Raw genomic sequence first — 20,036 nt, forward strand, 5'->3', positions numbered from 1 at the left:
GGCGACACGCATTGTTGACGGGGAGTTTTGCCGGGGTGTGACAGTGGAGGGGCGGCATTCGGCGTTCGGCGGGTGACGCATCCCCGTGTGCGCGCTTGGCAAATTATTTGCCGGCGTGGCGACGGATTTTCCGGCCTCTGCCGTTTAACGCTGCAACGGTCATTTCCGGCCGGCGTGAATCGCTTCGGAGCTTCCCGATGAAACTCGCCACTCCGCTGCGGCTGGCCGCAGCCTGCATTGCCGGGCTGGCCGGCTGCGTCGTCGTGCCGGCGTGTCCGGTCCATTACCGGCCCGCGCCGGTCGTCGTATATTGATCGCGCCGGTGGCCGGCCGTGCGGGAACGCACGAGCGGGCCGCCGGCGTGCGTTCGACAGGGTCGACATGCCGCCCGAGCTGGCTGCTGGCGAAAGCGATGCGCGCGATGCCTCGGCGATGCGCGCCCGGTCAGTTGCACGGCGCCGCGTCGAAGTGGCGACACTCATGCAAGGAGAGCACGACGATGAGCATTGGCTGGACGGCGGGCCAGCCCGCCGGACCGTCGCGGCACCGGCGGTGCGCGACGCAGCGGGGCGGCGTGCGTTGAGCGAGCGCGATCCGGACGCGGAACTCGTGACGCGGGTCGGCGCGCGCGATCCGTCGGCCGTGCGTGCGCTCGTCGCGCGCAAGCTGCCGCGGCTGCTTGCGCTCGCGACGCGGCTGCTCGGCGACCACGCGGAAGCCGAGGACGTCGCGCAGGAAACCTTCGTGCGGATCTGGAAGCAGGCGCCGCGGTGGCGCGAAGGCGAGGCCCGATTCGATACGTGGGTGCATCGCGTCGTGCTGAACCTGTGCTACGACCGGCTGCGCGGCCGGCGCGAGGAGCCGGCCGACGAATTGCCCGACCTTCCCGATCCGCAGCCGGAACCGGCGGTGCAGGCCGAGCACCGGGTGCGCGACGAACGCGTGCGGCAGGCGCTTGCCGCGCTGCCGGCCCGGCAGCGGGAGGCGCTCGTGCTCCATTACTATCAGGAGATGTCGAACATGGAAGCGGCCAACCTGATGGGCATCACCGTCGACGCGCTGGAAAGCCTGCTCGCGCGCGCGAGGCGCAACCTGCGCGCGCAGCTGGCCGGCGACCACCCAAGCGAGGACTAGCGATGACACCTGAACGATTTCGCGACATTGTCGCCGCGTACGGCGCCCACGCGCGACGCTGGCCGCACGACGAGCGCGCGGACGCCGAAGCGTGGATGCGCGCGCATCCCGGCGAGGCCGCTGCGGTGCTAGCCGAAGCGGCCGAGCTCGATGCGTGGCTTGCGCTAGACGCGGTTGCGGCACCTGCGCCGGCGCTCGTCGAGCGCGTCGTCGCGACGGCGCCCGCGCCACGGCGGACGCGGCGGCGCGGACGGGGCTGGTGGTCCGGCGCGGCGTTCGCGGGCGTCGGGATCGCGGGCGCGCTCGCGGGCGCGGTCGCCGTGTCGATGCTGATGCTCGGCAGCCCGCCGCCGTCGCACGAAGCCGGCTACCTGACGACGAGTTTCGGCGGACCCAGCGCCGACTGGAGCGATCAATGAACGAACGTTCGTGGAAACGCGCGTTCGTCGGCTCGGCCGTGCTGAACGTGTTCATGCTCGGTGGGATCGTCGGCGGCACGTATCAGTGGATGACGACGCACCGCGACGCGCACGCGGCAGGCACGCCTGCTGGTCAGAACACTGCGCTGCGCTTCGCTGCGGACGAACTGTCGTGGATGCGCCAGCGCGAGTTCGCCGCCGCGCTGAAGCAGGCGCGCCAGGACGGCCGCGATCTCGCGCAGCAAGGGCGCGACGGGAGGTTGATGGTGCTGGACCTGCTCGCCGCGCCGCAGATCGATCGTCCTGCGATCGATGCGGCGCTGGCGCGCACGCGGGCGTCTGACAGTGCGTTGCGCGCGCAGGTCGAGGGCAGCGTTGTTGATTTCGCGGCGACGCTGACGCCGGATGAGCGGGCGAAGTTTGTCGATGGGTTGAAGCGCAGCGGGAATTGGCGGTTGCCGGGGCAGCAGAAGAAGCAGGAGGGGCGGGGGAGTCGGTGAAGGGGCGGTACGGAGCCGGGCGCGGCATATACGGCAAGCCGCTCCGAAAAAATGGTTCATTGCGGATGAGCGGGGGACGCGAGACAGGCCATCCGAGTTCGGCCAGGAGTCGCCGCACAGCGAGCGCGGAAACCCGACGTTTCAACGACTGCACTACATCCGGAAGCTGACGGACGAGTTACGGACACAATTCGGCCATTTTCCGAAGATGGTCGGCGTGACCTGCGGCGGAATTTTGTGACCAATCAGGCAGTGAGTCTCGCGTCGATATTATCGGAATCCAGCGAGGTTCGACGGACCGTAGCGCGTCGGGTGCAGCGATGTGTTAGATGGCATCCTATTTGGCGAGAGTGGCTGCAAGCTTGCCCAGCACCTCCCCGATGGGATTTGCGAAGCCAGGCCCGAAACTTTGAGATGCGTCGGCGACGAAGCAGTGCAACATAGGAAAATCGGCAAGCGCGTTGGTGCCAGGGGCATCTAGAAGTAGGCCAGATTTGTTCTCCCACTCCGATATCAGGGCGCCAAGATACTTCTCTGCAGCGGAAACCCGCTTCAGAAGTTCGTCATGTCCAGGGTAAGCGAGCTTATTCCCGTCTATGAGACGGACGAACGATTCCAGCCGCAGTTGGGCCTCATTGAGCTTCGGGAGCAGCTCTAGGTAGCGTTGCTTTAGGACATGTGCCGATGGGCCCGAATAGACCGGACGAATGGCTTCGGCACGAAGGGACCGCCTTATCGCTTTTACGTCGTTGTAGGCCGTGATGAGATCTGCAAGCATAATTCGGCGCATAGCGCGCTCTGCGTCACGGCGTTCTTTCTGTCTGTTGAGTTCGTTGATTGCGAACGGCGCGAAGACCCCGAACAGGCCAGTGCCGACGAGAGTAGCGATGACCTTGAATACGTCAGCATCCAAGCCAAAGGGAATCCCCTTGCCCACCAGCGAAAGAGTGCCAACGACGCCGAGAAGTAGCGCTACGTATCCAGCCACGTACCACTTTGCCCGGGTCATGCGGATGCTCCAGATTAATGCCATCTAACAGTATTTCTACGGACAGTGGTGTCCGCGTAACAATTGATATCGATAAGAGGATTTATAGACTCCAACCGCTTGGCATGCAAAGGCATTGTCAAGAAAGTGCCCGTAGCTGCAATCAATCATCCTCACGAGCAGCCTGATGCTCCCTTCTCGCTCAGTCCAATGGCAGCAACAAGTTGCTAAGCAGACGCTACTTGGTCAAAGGGGCAAGTGGCCGCTGCGGGTCGAAAACGGCCGGCTGCATCCGTCGGTAATCGGCCAAGAGGAGCCTTTCAAACATCCCACAAAGTCGACATCGGAACGGCCGCTTCACTTCGGAACCCGGGCAACGAGCGGCCACCCATGCTGAGGCGGTCGGTCGTCAATTGATGGCCTCAGCCGTTCGCCGCAAATTGCCCATCCCCACCGGTACATGAGACGGGGCATCATCGCAGCTTCTTTATCGCTGCTTCTCGAATCGGCGGGCGAACCGTTTCTGTGGTTCGAATCGGCGGCCGAACTGTTTCTGTGGTAACCCAGGCCCGTAGTTCGGCGGATTTCCAAAGCCCTCGGGCGGTTGCGGGCTCGGTTGCGAGCCATCGGCATCAAGTGCGCTCAATTGAGGTAATTCACATACGTGAACTTCGATCTGATCTGATTCGGTGTTGCGGCGCTTAACGAAGAAGAAGCCAGCTGCGCCGAACCCAAGCATACCAATCTGGAAGTCGCCATTTGCGTCCTCACTTTGCGGGAAGCAAGTAGCGGTGTGAACCCAGAACTCCTTATACCCAGACTGTGGGGACAAGACATGTAATTCAACCATGTTGGAGTCGGTATTTCTCCGCTTGATGAAAGCGAGTGCGTCGAGAAATACAAACGAGAAATCGCCGTTCTGATCCTCACTTTGCGCGAGCGCGGTATCCGCGTGCAGTGTGAACTCTTGATACCCAGATTTTGCGGAGAGAACGTGTAACTCAATCGTGCCGCTGTCGGTGTTTCTACGTTTGATGAAAACGAGATCGCGCGTCCCATCGCCGTTGAAGTCCGCGATCGCAAAATCGCCATTCTGGTCCTCATTTTGTGAGAGTGGAGTAGGCGTATGCAGCAGGAAATCCTGGTACCCCGAATTTCCAGACAGGACATGAACTTCGATCGTGTTGCTATCAGTATTTCTCCGCTTGATGAAAAATAAGTCAGGACGGTATGCGTTATCATTGAATATGCCTAAGTAAAAGTCACCGTTTTGATCCTCCTGTTGCGATAACGCAGTCGCAGTGTGCAGGCCGAAACCTTGGTAGAGGGTTCTGGCTGAAAGTTCATGGATTTCAATTGTATTGCTTTCGGTATTCCTGCGCTTAAAGAATACGAGATCACTGGCCCACCCGAGCTCAAAGTTGATTACCGAAAAATCGCCATTATTGTCCTCGGCCTGCACAAGCGGCGTTGCAATGTCGACGAATGCCATGGTTGCCTCCTTGCATTCCATTAAACTAGTATGCCTCCGGAAATCGCGTTACTTCCCGCCACCTCGACAAACGAGCATGCACGTGCAAGCAGTGTCTACGCTTTGATGCGCCGGGAGAATCCCGGTGGGGATATCCCGGCGTCTTCGCCGATGGGACTTGTTCCGCGGCCGCGTTACGGCTTCGGCGCTAGCACGAAGCCCACCGGCCGCGGGTTACTATCATAGTTCGCGATCCGGTTCCAGCCGTCGGTCGCCAGAGAGGCGACGTAGAGGTCTTCCGCGAAGCCAGCGACATCGCACACGGTTCCGTCGGGTTCCGTTAGCAGGCTGAGAACGCTCATAGTCACCGTCGCCGGGTCGGTCGCCGCGTTCACCTGCCGCCCGGATGTGGTCGGCGGTGTCAACGGCGTTACGCCTCGAGACAGCCGATAGGAGAAGGTCGCGAAGTTGTCCGGCTGCGCGGCGGTGTACTGAATGGTAACCGTGCCGGATGGTTCCCCGGTGCCCCGCGTGTAGCGCAGGACTCCGCAATCATCGGCCCCATGACCGTCGAGCTGCGGATTTGCCAGCGAACCCGAGGTGGGCCGGTTGTCCACGTGCAAGGTCATGATGAAACTGTTAGCGCTCACCAGTCCGAGCGTGGCGGCGTCGGCCGTATGAATGGTGCCGTCGGGATCGACCGTGGTCGGCACGAAGTACCCGATACCGGCGGCAGCGACGTCCACGGGGTTGCCGGTGGAATCGAACAAATCGAGCTTGAGCTGATACTGGCCCGGCGTGGAAAGACCACTGGTATCGAAAACTGCGTTGGCGAGGTCCACCGGCGGATTCGGGAACGCCCAGTCACCCTCGAGTGGGAGCTCGGGTGGGATCTCGAAGAGGTTTGGGACACCGTTCACAACCTGCGGGCCGAGATTGTAGACAGATGTCACGAGGGTCGTCCCGACAAAGTGATTGAACTTGCGGCTGACTGCGCCTGTGAGGGGCGTGAACGACCCGCTTAGTCCATGGCGATAGGAAATTTGATAGTACGTCGCCTTGTTCAATGCTCGCAGCGAGCTGTCGAATTCCACGCGGGGATATATGGCATCCCCGCTCGGGTTGCCGAACGGCGAATCGAGGCCGGCGCCATAAAGATTTGCGGCCAAGCCGATGTTGGTGCTGTTCGTGACGCCACTCAGTAGTGTGCTGGTTCCATAGATGCCGTTCAACTGTACATTGCCGATGGCGCGGAACAGCACGTAGTTCTCGGGCGCATCCACGGGTGGGCACGGCGTGCACAGGGGTGCAAGAATGCTGTCGGTGTACAGCTCCACTTCGGTGCCGCACTGGTAGTTCCAGTAAGTGAAGCAGCTGACCGGTGTCGGATCGTAGATGTAAATCGGGAAGCCGAAGAAGTTGACGGTCGCAGTAAAGTACAGGTTGACGGATTCATAGCAGCTCAGGATTACGAAGGTCTGGAAGCGGCCGCAGCGGTCCGTCGTGGCGGTGGCGATCAGCCGCGTGAACACCAAAGGCGGGAAGAGCAGACAGATGATGAATCGAATGATCGACTCGTCGACGGTGGTGAGCGCCTGCCGCAGCGATACGATGTCACCGGTTTGGGCCACCGCGCGGAGGCTCAATAGCTCGGGCGACGAGGGCGTGAAGTGCTCGGTTGTACCGACAGGCCGGGCGACTGCCAACTGGCCTAGGCGCGCCAAGGCGACGGGGCCGGGGGTGGGCGGATTCGGTCCGGGCGGCAGCGGCTGCGGATTCAGCAGAAACTGACGGACTTTTTCGAGGTCAACGTCGGAGATCTTGGAGAGGATGAGGAAGATCGGCTCGACCTCCCAGATCTGGATCTCGGCACCGCAGACCGGATAATCCACGGGCAGGCCCGCGCTGAACAGGCGCTTGAGCAGCGTGCCTTGCACGAAGCAAAAGCGAATCCAGCATAACCAGATCTGCGAGGGAATCTCAAAGACGGCCTGCAGGCCTTTCGACTTTACGCTGACCTTCAGGAACTGCTCCTGCGCTCCTCTGCGCGTCAGGTCGGAAACCGTTGCCTGCCGCTCCTTTACTTCCGGCCCAACGACCACGCGGATTTCGCGCGGGCTTTGGCCTGTCGGAATCGTCAGCGTCGCGGTTCCATTTTCGTCGACTGTGGTCTGGGTGATTAAGTGCCCAGTCCCAGTGAATGCATAGGCCACCGTTTTCGGCGGTTTTTCGCCTTTCGGAGACTCTTGAAGCTTGACCTTGACTTGAATCGAAGCATCGGCCGGCGCTGCCCCACTTTCTATTTCTGACATATCGACCTCTTACGATTAAATGATTTTTCTCGAGCATACGTAATTCTGGAGAACAGTAATCAAGCTGAATGTAAAGCTGCATTTGTCCCGTGGACTCGATGGCAAGGTATTTCGGTGAAATCATGCAAACTTAACAAGCGCACCGTGGCGAAGATCGTGACTGCGGCACCCCTGTTGCACTTGACTTGCCTTCTCGGAAGAGCCTCCTCGCTCGCCGAGTTGAACAGGTGCGCTCTGGTTTGAGTTCCTCGTCGTCGAGCACGGCTAGCGCAGACGATAGCCAGGCACACACCGCAATTCGTCCACCCGACAGCCGACCGCAATATTCCCGAATGTGAATTACTTCGGCGTCTCGTACAATTCGCTAGAGGCTCGGAGGGTGCGCACAAATTGCGCCTAAAACCTGTCAAAAACCCGTCAAATTAATTTCGTTTGTTATCAAGCCAAGGCTCGCCGACTTCCCGGATTGACTGTCCGGTTCAATTGAATTTAGGCTAGAACGCTTTTTTTATTAAATCTAATCGTGTTAACCATTACCTGAATTGGCACGCGATAAGCGTGTTCGCGCAAAGCGAGAATAACGTTAGAAGACGTAGCAGCGCCCTGCGGAATATATGGAGGCAATACTTCTGTATCCGTCAGCTCATCCCGTCTTGAACGCACGTCGGCGCCAGATGACCATGAGGTTCGACAACGCCGAGCTTCAGGGAATGAACGCGGCGCAGCGCGCAAGGGCAATTACGCATCTTGCAAGCCTGCTGATACAGTCCGCCGCCGGCGCCACCCAGAATGAGTGTGACGATGACGACAACGAAGGTCGATGACCCGCCTCACGAAGGTGGAATGGCCGTTTCGCGTTGGAAGCTGCCATGGCGCTCGTGTCGGACCGAAGGACTGATGTGGGTTGGTTTGATCCAGTTGCGGACCACCGCGACGGTAGCCGTCCGCAATCGCCAAGCGCCCCTCGCCCGTCGACATCCAATCCCGCCTACGCCATTCAATCGTCGTCGCCATTCGACTCGCGCCGAACCACAAGCTCCCTGAATCCGGTATCGGCATCGAGTTCGCGCGAAAAACGATATTCCGGAAGAAGGGCGAGCAGTATCTCGGCGGTCGTACGAACCGTGCATCCACTCGCGACATGACCGCCGAACACTTGACCGCCTGCGTCGGAGACGGATGCGTGCAAGTGCGCGCCATCGGGGGATACCGACCCGGCCAACGTCAATATTTCAAGATCGCCGCGCAGCGTCACGGGTACTTCGGCACCTGCGAATCGCAATTGCGCGATGCTGAGGCTCCCGATGCCTTGGAGGACGAACGCCGCGGGCCACTTGCGCTGACGCAGCGCGTCCTCGATGGAACCGCGCAAATCGTCGCCGGGAGAAAGGCGCAGCGGATAGGCTTGCATGCTCGGTAACCTGTTCGAGAATCGCGATTTCGACCAAGGTTACGTCCCGGCAACGCCTCCGACAAGTGACTATTGCGCGCCGGCATTTGACGCTGACTCGACGCCGGCGCGACCGACGGAACCGAGCGCACCGGCTTCGGAGGGAAGAATTGGCAAACGCCGTTTCCTCCCCCGTTGGCCCGTTGTAGCAGGTCGCATACCTCGGCGACCTGCCCAGGTTCGGCGCGAAATTCACGCGCCAACCTAAAACGCCTTCAGGAGCTTCCCGCCATCCGGCGTGCCCAATCCGGTGCAGCAGTCCCATCCCTTTTCAGCTCGATAAAAGCCGTTATTGCCCTTCGTGACGTCGTTAAGAACACCGGAAGCGCAGTTTTTGTAGAGGTACGGATTCATGAAGCCGACCGGGGTGCCGATGCCCTGGTTGATTCTGGCGACGAGTGCAGACCAGAGCGGGGCGACCGCGCTGGTGCCGCCGATCGGTTGAGGATCTCCTTGCAGTTGCGGGACGATGACGCCGGTCATCGGATCGCCGTCTCCGGAAACGTCGGGGATGCCGCGACCAATGACATGCCCCGGATTGACCGAGGGCGGCACGTTCGCCCCTTGCTGATAGTCCGGCACCGGAAAGAGATCGCTGACACCGCCGCCGCCGGCGCTGCCCGGGCCGTCATTCCATACGGTTTCGTGTATCTTGCCGGGCGTGCCCACCAATCTGGTTCCACCGCAGCCGGTGACCCAAGGGCTGCTCGCCGGAAAGTCCGCATGGGCAAGAGAATCGCGTTCCCCGTCCGATGAGCCGTTATCGCCCGACGCGCAAAGTATCGTCATGCCTTTGAGCGCGGCGAACTGGAACGTCTGATTGACGTGGGCGATTGCTCCATTCGACCAGATCGACTGGGGATCGGCGGAGAGATCGGTCTCCGCATTGCCGTAGCTGCAAGAGATGATCGTCGGTCCGTGATCCTGGACGATCCGATTGATGACGTTCACCCAACCCTGCTCGGTGAATTCCGAAAAGTACACAACGATCTGCGCGCCGGGTGCGAGCGAGCCAATCATGGTGAGATCGAGCATGATCTCACCGCTCACGTCGTTCGGATCACTCGGATCCGGCTTGTTTCCCGGCCCCTGCACGACGACCGTGGAGATGCTGGGCAACGTCAGGTTCAGTTTGTCTTTGAAGAATGCTTGCAGGATGGCCTCGTCGAATCCTCCTCCCACGATCGTTCCCGTGTCGCCGACTGCGCCATTGAAGGCAAGAACCGCGATGGTCTGGCCGGTGCCGTCGTAAGCCTTCGGAAAGTTGTACAGGTCCACGAAATCGGTCGGCAGAAACGGGCGCGGTGACGCGATCGACCTGCCGAGTGCCGGTGCCAGCGCCTTGCGAAGATAGGAATAGCCGACGCGACGGTTATCCAGTCCGAACACGCCCTGGATCTTGTCGCGCAGGTGGGAGGGGACGCTCAACGGGCCGCTTCGACCGCGGTAAGTGTCTGTTTTGTGCTGCCAGATGGACAGGTGCGTATCGAAGGCTTCCTGGAACTTGCCGATGGGACCTCGCGCGATCACCGAGCGCCGGCATTCTGGCCGGGTGTCGATCTGAAGGCCGCTGCTTTCAATGAACTCATGGATTTGCGCCATGCTGTCGGGGTCGACCGACATGAGTTCGTTGACCTGATTCTCGGTCATGTACTTCCGCGATTTTGGCGGATCCCGAGAAAATTCGGCAGGATCGGGCAGGTTCGCCTCGTGAAGCCGGAGCGCGCCGTAGATCGTGACATCGATGACCTTGTCGGGGTCGGCGTCGCGAGCGATCGACGCACCGGCCATCGCCATGCGAGTACTTCCAGGTAGATGAACCTTATTGCCAGCCATTGTCATTCTCCACTAACGGGTTAACGGGCCCGCGAGCCATCGCTGATGTCCCGCGGGAACTGACTTGCGCTTTGCGACTTGCCGGATTCGGGAGGCGCCCGGAGCGCTTGCCGTGGATGACTTGTGTTGGTTGGCTGCGCTTAATGTGCTCCGCTCGCGATTCTGTCGATCATCGCCTTGACGGCTTTCATCTGATTTCCCGTCTTGGTGGCAAAGTTCGGATCGTCGTAAGCAAACCAGTCCCAGCAACCATTGGGATTGTTCAACGTCTCCGGATCGCCTTGGCCGACAAACAGCTGTGGGTAGAGCACGATGATGTTGTTGGTATCCGCCCACCGGTTGTAGCCGGTATTCCTGACGTACGTCGTGCCGAAAGTGGTTCCGCCTTCCGAAAAGGTGGGGTACTGCAAGCACCCGTGGAACACGACGTGCAGCCTGCAAGCTTGCCCGTTGGCGCAATTGGCGGGCACGTAGATCCAGCCCGTATCGGCCATGCTGTGCTGACGGGGGGTGTCGATGAACTCGCTCTGGTCAAACTCGATAAAGCGTTGATCGTCGAGGCTGCCGGTGTTCCTGGGATTCAGGGGGCCGTAGATCCACTTCAGCAACTCGCCCGATGCGTCGAAGTGGCAGTTGTTAATGAACGGATTGCCCTTGAAATTACAGGTATTCCCAAAGAAATCCGTGGGCATCGCATGTTCGGCCGGGACATTCTTGACGAACTTGATATTGGATGCACCGATGAAGTGCCGATAATAGGTCTGCAGGTCGTTCATCACGGACTGCTTGACGACTGAATCCTGACTGCCCGAGAACATCCAGATCTTCTGGTTGGCCAGATTGGCGGTCGAATCGATCGCCTGGCTGCGCGCATTCGCGTCCGTTATCCGGATCAGGGTGGGAATGTCGGTCGGCATGAAGGCATTCATGCAGGCAATCATGGCGATGACCAGGCTTCCCTGGGAACACGCGTAGGGGCCACCGGCGATGATGCCTGCGCCTTTCACGACCGACGAGTAGGCAACGTCGAATTGAACCGCCATGAATCCACCTGAAGACAGGCCCGAAACCGACGTTTGCTTGATATCGACGTTGAACGCGGGCAGCTTGGCAACTTGAGCGCCGAGCGGCACGGACTGAGCCAAACCCGCGACCAGACCGCCTATACACAAGGCCCGCCGAAAGACTGTGCAATGCGACATGTCTCGCTTCCTTGGGTGATGTGACACATCCACGCACGGCGTGGGCTGATGGGGCGTGACATCGCCTCAACACGTCACTGGGTGTTTGGCTCTTTCGCGGAAAGCCGCGCAATCAACAGGCGCGCAAGTTCACGGGAGCGGGCACGCAAGAGGGGCGTCGCTTGAGGAGCGAACGACGCCGCCCAAATAGGCACCATGGGGCGGCAGTTCAGTGGTCCGGCTAAAGTCTCTTATTCTGAGGATTCCGTGATTGGAATTAAGATTAGTGGCTGCGTTTGGTCAATATGGTTGGTATTTTCCCGGGTGGGGCGAAGATGGTTTTGGGCACATGTCTTGCGCATGATGAGTAATTGAAACGTTTGCGGTCTATATGTGCCGGATCATCATTTATGGCGGCATTGAAAAAATGATGCACCATTGATAAGCAGGCCGCAAATACTGACATTTTTATTTCTTGCGCTTTTCAAGTTTCTGCCGAGCCGGCCAAACGGCATCGGGGCTCGGGCGACACCACCGCCGACCTGCGAGCAACAAAAAAACCTGTTGGCGCACGACGGATTTCCGGCCACCCACCGTTAAACATGGGTACGCACCGCGAGACTCCCGTCATGGACCACCCCAACGACGCTACCCCGGCCGCCATTGCACTGAACCGCTTCGGTCTCGGCGCGCGCGCCGACGACCCGTTGCCCGCCGACCCGAAAGCGTCGCTGCTTGCGCAGTTTTCCCGCTACGAAGCGTTGCCGGCCGCATGGGCCGGCGAACCCGACGCCGTCGCGCTCGCCACCCGCTTCGCCGGTGCGCGCGACGCGATGACCGCCAACGACCCGGCCACCAAACGCGCGACCGAACAGTCGATCCGCCGCGCCGGCTACGACGCCTATCGCAGCGCCGTCTCCGCGCGCGTGACCAGCGCGCTGACCACACCCGCGCCGTTCATCGAACGCCTCGTCCACTTCTGGTCGAACCATTTCGCGGTTTCGATCGACAAAGGCCCCGTATCCGCCTATGCCGGCGCATTCGAGCGCGACGCAATCCGCCCGCACGTGCTCGGCCGCTTCGAGGACATGCTCGTCGCCGTCGAGCAGCACCCGGCGATGCAGTTGTTTCTCGACCAGGCGCGCTCGGTCGGCCCCGACAGTCCGGCGGCACTCCGTGCCGAAGCACGCAACCCCACGAACCGACGCGGGCTCAACGAAAACCTCGCACGCGAGATCATGGAGCTCCACACGCTCGGCGTGCGGACCGGCTACACACAGAACGACGTCACCGAATTCGCGCGCGCGCTGACCGGCTGGAGCATTGCCGGCGGTCGCGGCCCGCAGCCCGGCGACGCCGCACCCGGCGCATTCGTATTCCGTCCGAAGCTGCACGAACCCGGCGCGCGCACCGTAATGGGCCGCACCTACGACCAGCCGGGCGAAGCCCAGGCGCGCGCGATCCTGCAGGACCTCGCGCATGCGCCCGCGACCAGCCGGCACATCGCATTCCAGCTCGCCCGTCATTTCGTCGCCGACACTCCGCCGCCCGCGCTCACCGAACGGCTCGCTCACGCATTCGACTCAAGCGGCGGCGACCTGCCGACCGTCTATCGCGCACTCATCGACGCCGCCGACGCGTGGTCGCCCGTCAACCGCAAGTTCAAGACGCCGTGGGAGTGGGCGGTGTCATCGCTGCGCGGGCTCGGCTGGCGCGATGCAGGCGACCTGAAACCCGCACCGATGATGACGCAGCTCGGCCAGCCGATATGGCGGCCCGGATCACCTGCCGGCTACGACGACGTCGCGGCCGGCTGGGCCGCGCCCGATGCACTCGTGCGCCGCGTCGAGATCGCACAGCGCCTCGCCGCGCGCACCGGCGACGGCCTCGACCCACGCACGCTGGGCAACACGCTGCTCGCCGGCTCGATGAGCACCCCGACCGCGACCGCGCTGTCGCGCGCCGAAAGCGTGACCACCGCGCTCGCGCTGCTGATCGTGTCGCCCGACTTCCAACGGAGATAGAACATGGCCTTGTCCCGCCGCCGCTTCCTCAACGTTGCCGCCGCCGGCGCCGGCGCGATCCTCGTCGCGCCGCAGATCGTCTTCGCGAACGTCGCGACCGACCGGCGTTTCGTGTTCGTGATCCAGCGCGGCGCGGCCGACGGTCTCAACATCGTCGTGCCGTATGCGGAGCCCGCGTACGCGGGATTGCGCGGCGCGCTGGCGATCGACGCATCGGCGGCGACGCGGCTCGACGGCACGTTCGCGCTGCATCCGTCGCTCGCGCAGACCGCGCAGATGTACCGCGACGGACAGGCGCTGTTCGTCCACGCGATCGCGTCGCCGTATCGCGACCGCTCGCACTTCGACGGCCAGAACGTGCTCGAGACGGGCGGCCGCGCGCCGTACCAGGTGAAGGACGGCTGGCTCAACCGGCTCGCGGGGATGCTGCCGGCCACTCGCGAACGGGCGCTCGCGCTTGCGCCGACCGTGCCGCTCGCGTTGCGCGGAGCGGTGCAGGCGGCGTCGTACGCGCCGTCGGGGCTGCCCGCCGCGCCGGACGACCTGCTGACGCGCGTGTCGTCGCTATACGACGTGGACCCGCAGCTCGGCCCGTTATGGCAGGCGGCGATGGCCGCGCGCGGTCTCGCGGGCGACGCCGGCGCGCGGCAGGACCCGGCGAGCGTCGGCCGGCTGGCCGCGACGTTCCTCGCGCGCGACGACGGTCCGCGGATCGCGATGATCGAAACCGGTGGCTGGGATACGCACAGCGCGCAGAACGCGCGGCTCGCCAACCAGCTGAAGGCGCTCGACACGTTGCTCGCGGCGCTGCGCGACGGCCTCGGGCCGGCGTGGCGGCAGACCACCGTGCTGGTGGCGACGGAGTTCGGCCGCACGGCCGCCGCGAACGGCACGGGCGGCACCGATCACGGCCAGGCGTCGGTCGCGATGCTCGCGGGCGGCGCGGTGGCGGGCGGGCGCGTGCTCGCCGACTGGCCGGGGCTGGGTCCGGGCGATCTGTACGAAGGCCGCGACCTGAAGCCGACCGCATCGCTCGACGCACTGATCGCGGGCGCCGCGGCGGAAAGCCTGCGGCTCGACCCTGCGCGCACCGCGTCGGTGCTGTTCGCGCAAGGCGCCGCGCCGCGGCCGATCACGGGCCTGCTGCGCGAATCCGCATGACGCGGCGCGTACCGGCGCGCTCGCGGCCGTCGTCGAAGTCATGTCGCCGCAGCCCGCGCCTGGCTACCACCGGGCGAAAGGGTATTGCCGGCGGGCCGGCAATACCCGGAAGACGTGCCGCGGCAAAGGCGGATTGGGGGCGCCGGAATTCGAACGCTGACGGTCGTGCCATCCGGGCCGGCCGCGCGCCGCTCCCGAACCGCTTCCTTGAAAAGGCCCCGATTAGGCTCTAGTGTTATACACACTGCGCACCCGCTTCTGTCCCCGCTGGATGACGGCGACGACGGGTGCCGCGATCATGCCGGCGTGCCGCGCGCATGATCGTCCAGCGTGACGTTGTTGCTTCCACGACGAGCCGAACGAGGACGCCGGTGATGGTTCGCATGGCCCTGCTCATCGCCGTATTGATCGTGCCTTGCCTGCGATGGAGCGCGCCGGCGTGGGCGGCAGGTCCGGCCACCGCCCCGGCGCCGGATACGATGGAGGCGCGCGTGATGGGCTGCGCCGCCTGCCACGGCGCGCACGGAGAAGGCACCGACAACGACTACTTCCCGCGGCTCGCCGGCAAGCCTGCCGGCTACCTGTACCGGCAACTGCGCGCGTTTCGCGACGGCGGGCGCAAGTATCCGCCGATGAACTACCTGCTCGCGTACCTGCCCGACGCGTACCTGCGCCAGATCGCCGACTATTTCGCTGCGCAGCATCCGCCGTTTCCGCCGCCCGCGGCGCCCGCCGTCGATGCGCAGACGCTCGCGCACGGCCAGGCGCTCGTCATCGACGGCGAGCGTGCGCGCGGCGTGCCCGCATGCGCGACGTGCCACGGCCGCGAGCTGACCGGCATGGCGCCCGCGATCCCCGGGCTGGTCGGGCTGCACGCGACGTACATCAGCGCGCAGCTCGGCGCGTGGCGCTACGGCACGCGGCGGGCGTCGGCGCCGGATTGCATGCACGACATCGCGACGCGGCTCTCCGAGCGCGACATCACCGCGGTCGCCGCGTGGCTCGCCGCACAACCTGCGCCGGCGAACCCGGCGCCGGCCGCCGAAGACCGCTCGAGGTTGCCGCTCGCCTGCGGCAGCGTGTCCAACTAGCCGGAGACGCGCCGTGACCCGCCCGCGATTCCTCGCCACGTTCGCGATCCTGCTGGCCGGCGTCACGATGTCGCTGGCTGGTGCGCAAGCCGCGGATTCCGCGGTGCCGACCGACCACGCGCAACGGCTCGCGCGCGGCGAGTACCTGGCCCGCGCCGGCGACTGCGTCGCGTGCCACACGGTGCCGGCGGGCAAGCTGTTCGGCGGCGGCCGGCCGATGCAGACGCCGTTCGGCACGCTGTATTCGTCGAACATTTCGTCGGACAAGGAAACGGGCATCGGCGGCTGGAGCGCGGACGACTTCTATCGCGTGATGCACGAAGGCAAGTCGCGCGACGGCTCGTATCTGTATCCGGCAATGCCGTTCGGGTCATACACGAAGGTGACGCGGGCCGATTCCGACGCGATCTTCGCGTACCTGCTGTCGACGCCGCCGATCCGCCTGCCGAACCGGCCGCACGAGCTGCGCTTCCCGTTCAACCAGCGCCAGCTGCTGCTCGGCTGGCGCACGCTGTACTTCCGCGAGGGCGAGTTCAAGCCCGATCCCGCGCAATCCGCCGAATGGAATCGCGGCGCCTACCTGGTCGAAGGGCTCGGCCATTGCACGATGTGCCACACCGAGATCAACGCGCTCGGCGGCAACACGCGCTCGAAGGAGTACCAGGGCGGCCTGATTCCGCTGCAGGACTGGTATGCGCCGTCGCTGACGTCGAACCGCGAGGCCGGGCTCGGCGAATGGAGCATCGGCGACATCGTCGACCTGCTGAATGCGGGCGTGTCGAATCGGGGCGCGGTGTACGGCCCGATGGCGGAAGTCGTCTACGACAGCTTCCAGTACCTGAACGAGGACGACGTGCGCGCGGTCGCGGTCTACCTGAAATCGCTGCCCGGCCGCTCCGGCGAGGCCGACACGGGGACGCCGCCGCCGCTCGTGACCGAGGAGACCAACCGTCTCGCGCCGCTCGGCAGGAAGATCTACGAAGCGCAATGCGCGCTGTGCCACGCGAAGGAAGGGCAGGGCATGCCGCCGCATTTCCCGCCGCTCGCGAACAACCAGTCGATCCAGATGACGTCCGCGGTGAATCCGATCCGCATGGTGCTGAACGGCGGCTACGCGCCGGGCACGCGCAAGAACCCGATGCCGTATGGCATGCCGCCGTTCGCGCAGTTGCTGTCGGACGAGGAGGTCGCGGCGGTCGTCACCTACATCCGCACCGCATGGGGCAACCACGGCAAGCCGGTCAGCGCGAAGGAAGTCAACGCGCTGCGCTCGGCGCCGATCTTCTGAGGACACGATCATGCATTCACCCGCGTCGCACGACGGCGCTCCCGATCAGGAAAGCGAACGCGTCGACGAGATCGTGCGGCGCGGCCCGCGCGGCGCGCTCGCGCTGGCCGGCACCGCGACGGCGATCGTCGTCGCGCTCTGGTTCGCGTTCTATTTCCTGGTGTTCCTGCCGCGCGGCGTCATCCAGTAACGCGGATCGTCATGGCGAATTCATCCGTTCAGAACCCGCCGGACTCCGCCGACGTCGCCGCCCGCGTCGAGCGGCGCTGGGCGGCCGTGATGCTGGGCATCGTCGTGGTGTTCGTGTGCGTGGTGATCTTCACCGGCCTGCATTGGGCGATGATGCCGCCGTCGCGCGTCGAGACGATCCGGCCGGAGTCGCTGCACGTGGCCGGCGAGTTCGTCGAAAGCAATCTCGGCAGCGCGCTCGAGCCGGACGGCTCGGTGACGGTGCGCATCGTCGCGCAGCAGTACTCGTTCACGCCGCAGTGCGTGCTGGTGCCGGCCGACACGCCGATCACGTTCCGCGCGACGAGCGCGGACGTCGTGCACGGGTTCCTCGTGACCGACACGAACATCAACTCGATGGTGGAGCCCGGCTACATCGCGACGTTCCGCACGCGCTTTGCCGAACCCGCCGATCACCTGATGCCGTGCCACGAATATTGCGGCACCGGCCACCAGGGCATGTGGGCGCACGTGAAAGTCATCGACAAGGCCGCGTTCCAGCAGTTGGCCGCCCAATCGCGGAGACTGAGCTGTGTTAAATAGCAAACGCCTCGTGCTCGCGCATTTCTGGCTCGCGTTCATCACGTTCGGCGTCGCGCTGCCGCTCGGCGCGTGGCAGATGATCGTGCGCAGTCCGCTGCATGCCTGGCTGCGCGATCCCGAGCTCTATTACCGGTCCGTGACCGAGCACGGCACGGTGATGGGCTACGTGTTTCCGACGCTGATCGCGATGGGGTTCGGCTACGCGGTGACCGAGCTGGCGCTCAAGCGCCCGCTGGTCGGCGCGCGCTGGGCGTGGGGCGGGCTCGCGCTGGTCGCGCTCGGTGCGGTGGCGGCGAGCGTGCCGGTCGCGATGGGGCGTGCGTCGGTGCTGTATACGTTCTATCCGCCGATGATCGGCAACGTGTTCTATTACATCGGCGTCGTGCTGGTCGTGGTCGGCTCGTGGGTGTGGGTCGCGCTGATGTCGATCAATCTTGCCGCGTGGAAGCGCGACCATCGCGGCGAGACGGTGCCGCTCGCGATGTTCGCGAGCGTCGCGGGCGCGTACCTGTGGGGCTGGACCGCGGTGGGCGCGGCGCTCGAGGTGATCTTCCAGATCCTGCCGGTGGCGCTGGGCCTCAGGACGACCATCGACGCGGGGCTCGCCCGCATCTTCTTCTCGTGGACGCTGCACGCGATCGTCTATTTCTGGCTGATGCCCGCGTATATCGCGTACTACACGATCATTCCGCGCGCGATCGGCGGGCGGCTGTACAGCGACGCGATGGCGCGCATCTCGTTCATCCTGTTCCTCGTCGTGTCGATGCCGATCGGCCTGCATCACCTGTTCGTCGATCCGCAGGTCGGCGCGGGCTTCAAGTTCCTGCAGTCGGTGTTCACGTCGCTGGTCGCGGTGCCGACGCTGCTCACGGTGTTCACGATCAGCGCATCGGTCGAGATCGCCGCGCGGCTGCGCGGCGGCAAGGGCGCGTTCGGCTGGCTCAAGGCGCTGCCGTGGGACAACCCGCAGATGCTCGCGCTGGCGTTCTCGTTCGTGATGCTCGGCTTCGGCGGCGCCGGCGGCCTGATCAACATGAGCTACCAGCTCGACGCGACGGTTCACAACACGCAGTGGATCACCGGGCATTTCCACCTGATCTTCGCGGGGGCGATCGTCACGATGTACTTCGCGATCGCGTACGACCTGTGGCCGCACCTGACCGGGCGCGCGCTGACCAACCGGCGCCTGATGCGCTGGCAGCTGTGGCTGTGGTTCATCGGCATGATCGTCACGACGTTCCCGTGGCACTGGGTCGGCATCCTCGGCATGCCCCGCCGGATGGCCTATTACGACTATGGCGATCCGGCGATCGCGGCGCAGGCGGTGTGGGTCGCATTGTCGGCGGTCGGCGGGCTGATCCTCGTCGCGTCGGCGGTGCTGTTCTTCATCGTGCTGGTCCAGGGGCATCGCGCGCCGCGCAGCGAGCCCGACGCGTACCGCTTCAGCACGCCGGTGCACGAGACGCCGGCCATGCCCGTCGCGCTGAACGGCTTCGCGCTGTGGCTCACGCTGATGATCGGCCTCACGATCGTCAACTACGGCTATCCGATCGTGCAGCTGATGGCGCGCGACGACACGTCGGTTCCCGCCATCGCGGTCGGAGCGCGGCGATGAGCGACGAACGCCTGTTCTCGTTGCGCAACCCGTGGTTCCGCGTCAGCGTCGGCGCCGTGATCGGCGTCGCGCTCGTGTCCGCGGCGATCGGGTTCGTATGGCTGCCGTCGGCGCAGCCCGACGCGCAGTTCCGGGGCGTCTGGAACGCGATCTGCAGCGCCGCCGGCGTGCCGCGCAAATGGCTCGCGGGCAGCGACAGCGCGGTGACGCCCGCCTATCCGGTCAGCCGCGTCGAAGTGACGCCGCAATTGCTGGCGAACGCGACACCGCTGTCGATCGGCCGCGGCGCGACGCTGTCGTTGCGCTGCACGATGTGCCACGGCGAGAAGGGGATGAGCCAGGCGAACTCGCCGAACCTGGCCGGGCAGTATGCGATCGCCGTGTACAAGCAGATGCAGGATTTCGCGAGCGGCGCGCGGCAGAACGCGGTGATGTCGCCGATGGTGCGCGGGCTCAGCGACCAGGACATGCGCGACCTGGCCGCGTACTACGCATCGCTGCCGCGTCCGGCATCGACGCATACGGGCGATGCGGTCGCGCCGGACATCGTCGCGCGCGGCGCGCCGCTGCGCAACGTTCCGGCCTGCGCCGCGTGCCACGGCGGCATCGATCACCAGACGGGCAGCCCGTGGCTCGACGGCTTGCCGGCCGCCTATACGAAAGCGCAGCTGCTCGACTTCGCGAGCGGCGCGCGTCGCAACGACACGTCCGAACAGATGCGCAACATCGCGCGCAACATGACGCCGGACGAAATCGCGGCGGCGGCGGACTGGTATGCGGGCGTGACGCGCTAGG

Annotated in this window: 18 protein-coding genes; 12 read left to right on the forward strand and 6 right to left on the reverse strand. The window is 64.1% G+C overall.

Translation table 11 applies throughout. From position 1 onward, the window contains the following. The first annotated feature begins 381 nt into the window (after positions 1-381). Genes ACFIMZ_RS25910 through ACFIMZ_RS25920 form a run of 3 tightly spaced genes read left to right on the forward strand, consistent with a single transcriptional unit; the run spans position 382 to position 2,053 of the window. Entirely contained in the window at positions 382-1,134 is a 753-nt protein-coding gene (locus ACFIMZ_RS25910) for an RNA polymerase sigma factor (RefSeq protein WP_431825129.1), read from the forward strand. A gap of 2 nt (positions 1,135-1,136) precedes the next feature. Then, positions 1,137-1,553, forward strand: a complete 417-nt coding sequence (locus tag ACFIMZ_RS25915) for a hypothetical protein (RefSeq protein ID WP_431825130.1) — start codon at positions 1,137-1,139, stop codon at positions 1,551-1,553. Beyond that, positions 1,550-2,053, forward strand: a complete 504-nt coding sequence (locus ACFIMZ_RS25920) for a periplasmic heavy metal sensor (RefSeq protein WP_431825131.1) — start codon at positions 1,550-1,552, stop codon at positions 2,051-2,053. The genes ACFIMZ_RS25915 and ACFIMZ_RS25920 overlap by 4 nt, the downstream gene beginning before the upstream one ends. A gap of 337 nt (positions 2,054-2,390) precedes the next feature. On the opposite strand, the gene ACFIMZ_RS25925 is transcribed toward ACFIMZ_RS25920, so the two are convergent. The 3 genes from ACFIMZ_RS25925 to ACFIMZ_RS25935 form a co-directional block, all read right to left on the reverse strand. Next, positions 2,391-3,062, reverse strand: a complete 672-nt coding sequence (locus ACFIMZ_RS25925) for a hypothetical protein (RefSeq protein ID WP_431825132.1) — start codon at positions 3,060-3,062, stop codon at positions 2,391-2,393. Positions 3,063-3,528: 466 nt separating this feature from the next. After that, positions 3,529-4,533, reverse strand: coding sequence for a hypothetical protein (locus ACFIMZ_RS25930; protein WP_431825133.1), 1,005 nt, complete (start codon positions 4,531-4,533; stop codon positions 3,529-3,531). A gap of 173 nt (positions 4,534-4,706) precedes the next feature. Continuing rightward, positions 4,707-6,824 carry a hypothetical protein gene (locus ACFIMZ_RS25935; RefSeq protein WP_431825134.1) on the reverse strand — a complete coding sequence of 706 codons (2,118 nt, stop codon included), beginning with the start codon at positions 6,822-6,824 and terminating at the stop codon, positions 4,707-4,709. A gap of 680 nt (positions 6,825-7,504) precedes the next feature. Here ACFIMZ_RS25935 and ACFIMZ_RS25940 point away from each other — a divergent pair. Further along, on the forward strand, positions 7,505-7,648 hold the full coding sequence (locus tag ACFIMZ_RS25940; RefSeq protein ID WP_431825135.1) for a hypothetical protein: 144 nt from the start codon (positions 7,505-7,507) through the stop codon (positions 7,646-7,648). Positions 7,649-7,821: 173 nt separating this feature from the next. Here ACFIMZ_RS25940 and ACFIMZ_RS25945 read toward each other — a convergent pair whose 3' ends face one another. The 3 genes from ACFIMZ_RS25945 to ACFIMZ_RS25955 all read right to left on the reverse strand — a co-directional run bounded on the left by ACFIMZ_RS25945 (position 7,822) and on the right by ACFIMZ_RS25955 (position 11,312). After that, positions 7,822-8,235: a PPC domain-containing DNA-binding protein gene (locus ACFIMZ_RS25945; RefSeq protein WP_431825136.1), complete on the reverse strand. Its 414-nt coding sequence runs from the start codon at positions 8,233-8,235 to the stop codon at positions 7,822-7,824. Between the two features lie 243 nt (positions 8,236-8,478). Next, the gene (locus tag ACFIMZ_RS25950) at positions 8,479-10,071 is read right to left on the reverse strand and encodes a S53 family peptidase (RefSeq protein ID WP_431825137.1); all 1,593 of its coding nucleotides are present in this window, start codon (positions 10,069-10,071) and stop codon (positions 8,479-8,481) included. 179 nt (positions 10,072-10,250) lie between these two features. Further along, positions 10,251-11,312, reverse strand: a complete 1,062-nt coding sequence (locus ACFIMZ_RS25955; protein ID WP_431825138.1) for an extracellular catalytic domain type 2 short-chain-length polyhydroxyalkanoate depolymerase — start codon at positions 11,310-11,312, stop codon at positions 10,251-10,253. A 608-nt stretch (positions 11,313-11,920) separates the two neighbouring features. On the opposite strand from ACFIMZ_RS25955, the gene ACFIMZ_RS25960 reads away from it, so the two are divergent. From ACFIMZ_RS25960 to ACFIMZ_RS25995, 8 genes are all read left to right on the forward strand, one after another. Then, positions 11,921-13,315: a DUF1800 domain-containing protein gene (locus ACFIMZ_RS25960; RefSeq protein WP_431825139.1), complete on the forward strand. Its 1,395-nt coding sequence runs from the start codon at positions 11,921-11,923 to the stop codon at positions 13,313-13,315. 3 nt (positions 13,316-13,318) lie between these two features. Next, the gene (locus ACFIMZ_RS25965; RefSeq protein WP_431825140.1) at positions 13,319-14,476 is read left to right on the forward strand and encodes a DUF1501 domain-containing protein; all 1,158 of its coding nucleotides are present in this window, start codon (positions 13,319-13,321) and stop codon (positions 14,474-14,476) included. A gap of 374 nt (positions 14,477-14,850) precedes the next feature. Then, entirely contained in the window at positions 14,851-15,567 is a 717-nt protein-coding gene (locus ACFIMZ_RS25970) for a c-type cytochrome (protein ID WP_431825141.1), read from the forward strand. 67 nt (positions 15,568-15,634) lie between these two features. After that, a complete protein-coding gene (locus ACFIMZ_RS25975; protein WP_431825364.1) occupies positions 15,635-16,855 on the forward strand; it encodes a c-type cytochrome in 1,221 nt (406 codons plus the stop codon). Between the two features lie 10 nt (positions 16,856-16,865). Continuing rightward, positions 16,866-17,045 carry a hypothetical protein gene (locus tag ACFIMZ_RS25980; RefSeq protein WP_431825142.1) on the forward strand — a complete coding sequence of 60 codons (180 nt, stop codon included), beginning with the start codon at positions 16,866-16,868 and terminating at the stop codon, positions 17,043-17,045. A gap of 11 nt (positions 17,046-17,056) precedes the next feature. After that, positions 17,057-17,626: a cytochrome C oxidase subunit II gene (locus ACFIMZ_RS25985; protein ID WP_431825143.1), complete on the forward strand. Its 570-nt coding sequence runs from the start codon at positions 17,057-17,059 to the stop codon at positions 17,624-17,626. After that, positions 17,616-19,241: a cbb3-type cytochrome c oxidase subunit I gene (locus ACFIMZ_RS25990; protein ID WP_431825144.1), complete on the forward strand. Its 1,626-nt coding sequence runs from the start codon at positions 17,616-17,618 to the stop codon at positions 19,239-19,241. The genes ACFIMZ_RS25985 and ACFIMZ_RS25990 overlap by 11 nt, the downstream gene beginning before the upstream one ends. Continuing rightward, positions 19,238-20,035 (forward strand): c-type cytochrome, encoded by a 798-nt coding sequence (locus ACFIMZ_RS25995; RefSeq protein WP_431825145.1) that lies wholly within the window; start codon positions 19,238-19,240, stop codon positions 20,033-20,035. Before ACFIMZ_RS25990 ends, ACFIMZ_RS25995 begins: the two co-directional genes overlap by 4 nt. Position 20,036: the final 1 nt, after the last annotated feature.

Source organism: Burkholderia sp. F1, assembly GCF_050813845.1.
GTDB lineage: Bacteria > Pseudomonadota > Gammaproteobacteria > Burkholderiales > Burkholderiaceae > Burkholderia > Burkholderia ubonensis.

Coding starts and splice junctions, on each gene's coding strand:
- ACFIMZ_RS25910 (WP_431825129.1), top strand. CDS start 382: ATGCCGCCCGAGCTGGCTGCTGGCGAAAGCGATGCGCGCGATGCCTCG.
- ACFIMZ_RS25915 (WP_431825130.1), top strand. CDS start 1,137: ATGACACCTGAACGATTTCGCGACATTGTCGCCGCGTACGGCGCCCAC.
- ACFIMZ_RS25920 (WP_431825131.1), top strand. CDS start 1,550: ATGAACGAACGTTCGTGGAAACGCGCGTTCGTCGGCTCGGCCGTGCTG.
- ACFIMZ_RS25925 (WP_431825132.1), bottom strand. CDS start 3,062: ATGACCCGGGCAAAGTGGTACGTGGCTGGATACGTAGCGCTACTTCTC.
- ACFIMZ_RS25930 (WP_431825133.1), bottom strand. CDS start 4,533: ATGGCATTCGTCGACATTGCAACGCCGCTTGTGCAGGCCGAGGACAAT.
- ACFIMZ_RS25935 (WP_431825134.1), bottom strand. CDS start 6,824: ATGTCAGAAATAGAAAGTGGGGCAGCGCCGGCCGATGCTTCGATTCAA.
- ACFIMZ_RS25940 (WP_431825135.1), top strand. CDS start 7,505: ATGAGGTTCGACAACGCCGAGCTTCAGGGAATGAACGCGGCGCAGCGC.
- ACFIMZ_RS25945 (WP_431825136.1), bottom strand. CDS start 8,235: ATGCAAGCCTATCCGCTGCGCCTTTCTCCCGGCGACGATTTGCGCGGT.
- ACFIMZ_RS25950 (WP_431825137.1), bottom strand. CDS start 10,071: ATGGCGATGGCCGGTGCGTCGATCGCTCGCGACGCCGACCCCGACAAG.
- ACFIMZ_RS25955 (WP_431825138.1), bottom strand. CDS start 11,312: ATGTCGCATTGCACAGTCTTTCGGCGGGCCTTGTGTATAGGCGGTCTG.
- ACFIMZ_RS25960 (WP_431825139.1), top strand. CDS start 11,921: ATGGACCACCCCAACGACGCTACCCCGGCCGCCATTGCACTGAACCGC.
- ACFIMZ_RS25965 (WP_431825140.1), top strand. CDS start 13,319: ATGGCCTTGTCCCGCCGCCGCTTCCTCAACGTTGCCGCCGCCGGCGCC.
- ACFIMZ_RS25970 (WP_431825141.1), top strand. CDS start 14,851: ATGGTTCGCATGGCCCTGCTCATCGCCGTATTGATCGTGCCTTGCCTG.
- ACFIMZ_RS25975 (WP_431825364.1), top strand. CDS start 15,635: ATGTCGCTGGCTGGTGCGCAAGCCGCGGATTCCGCGGTGCCGACCGAC.
- ACFIMZ_RS25980 (WP_431825142.1), top strand. CDS start 16,866: ATGCATTCACCCGCGTCGCACGACGGCGCTCCCGATCAGGAAAGCGAA.
- ACFIMZ_RS25985 (WP_431825143.1), top strand. CDS start 17,057: ATGGCGAATTCATCCGTTCAGAACCCGCCGGACTCCGCCGACGTCGCC.
- ACFIMZ_RS25995 (WP_431825145.1), top strand. CDS start 19,238: ATGAGCGACGAACGCCTGTTCTCGTTGCGCAACCCGTGGTTCCGCGTC.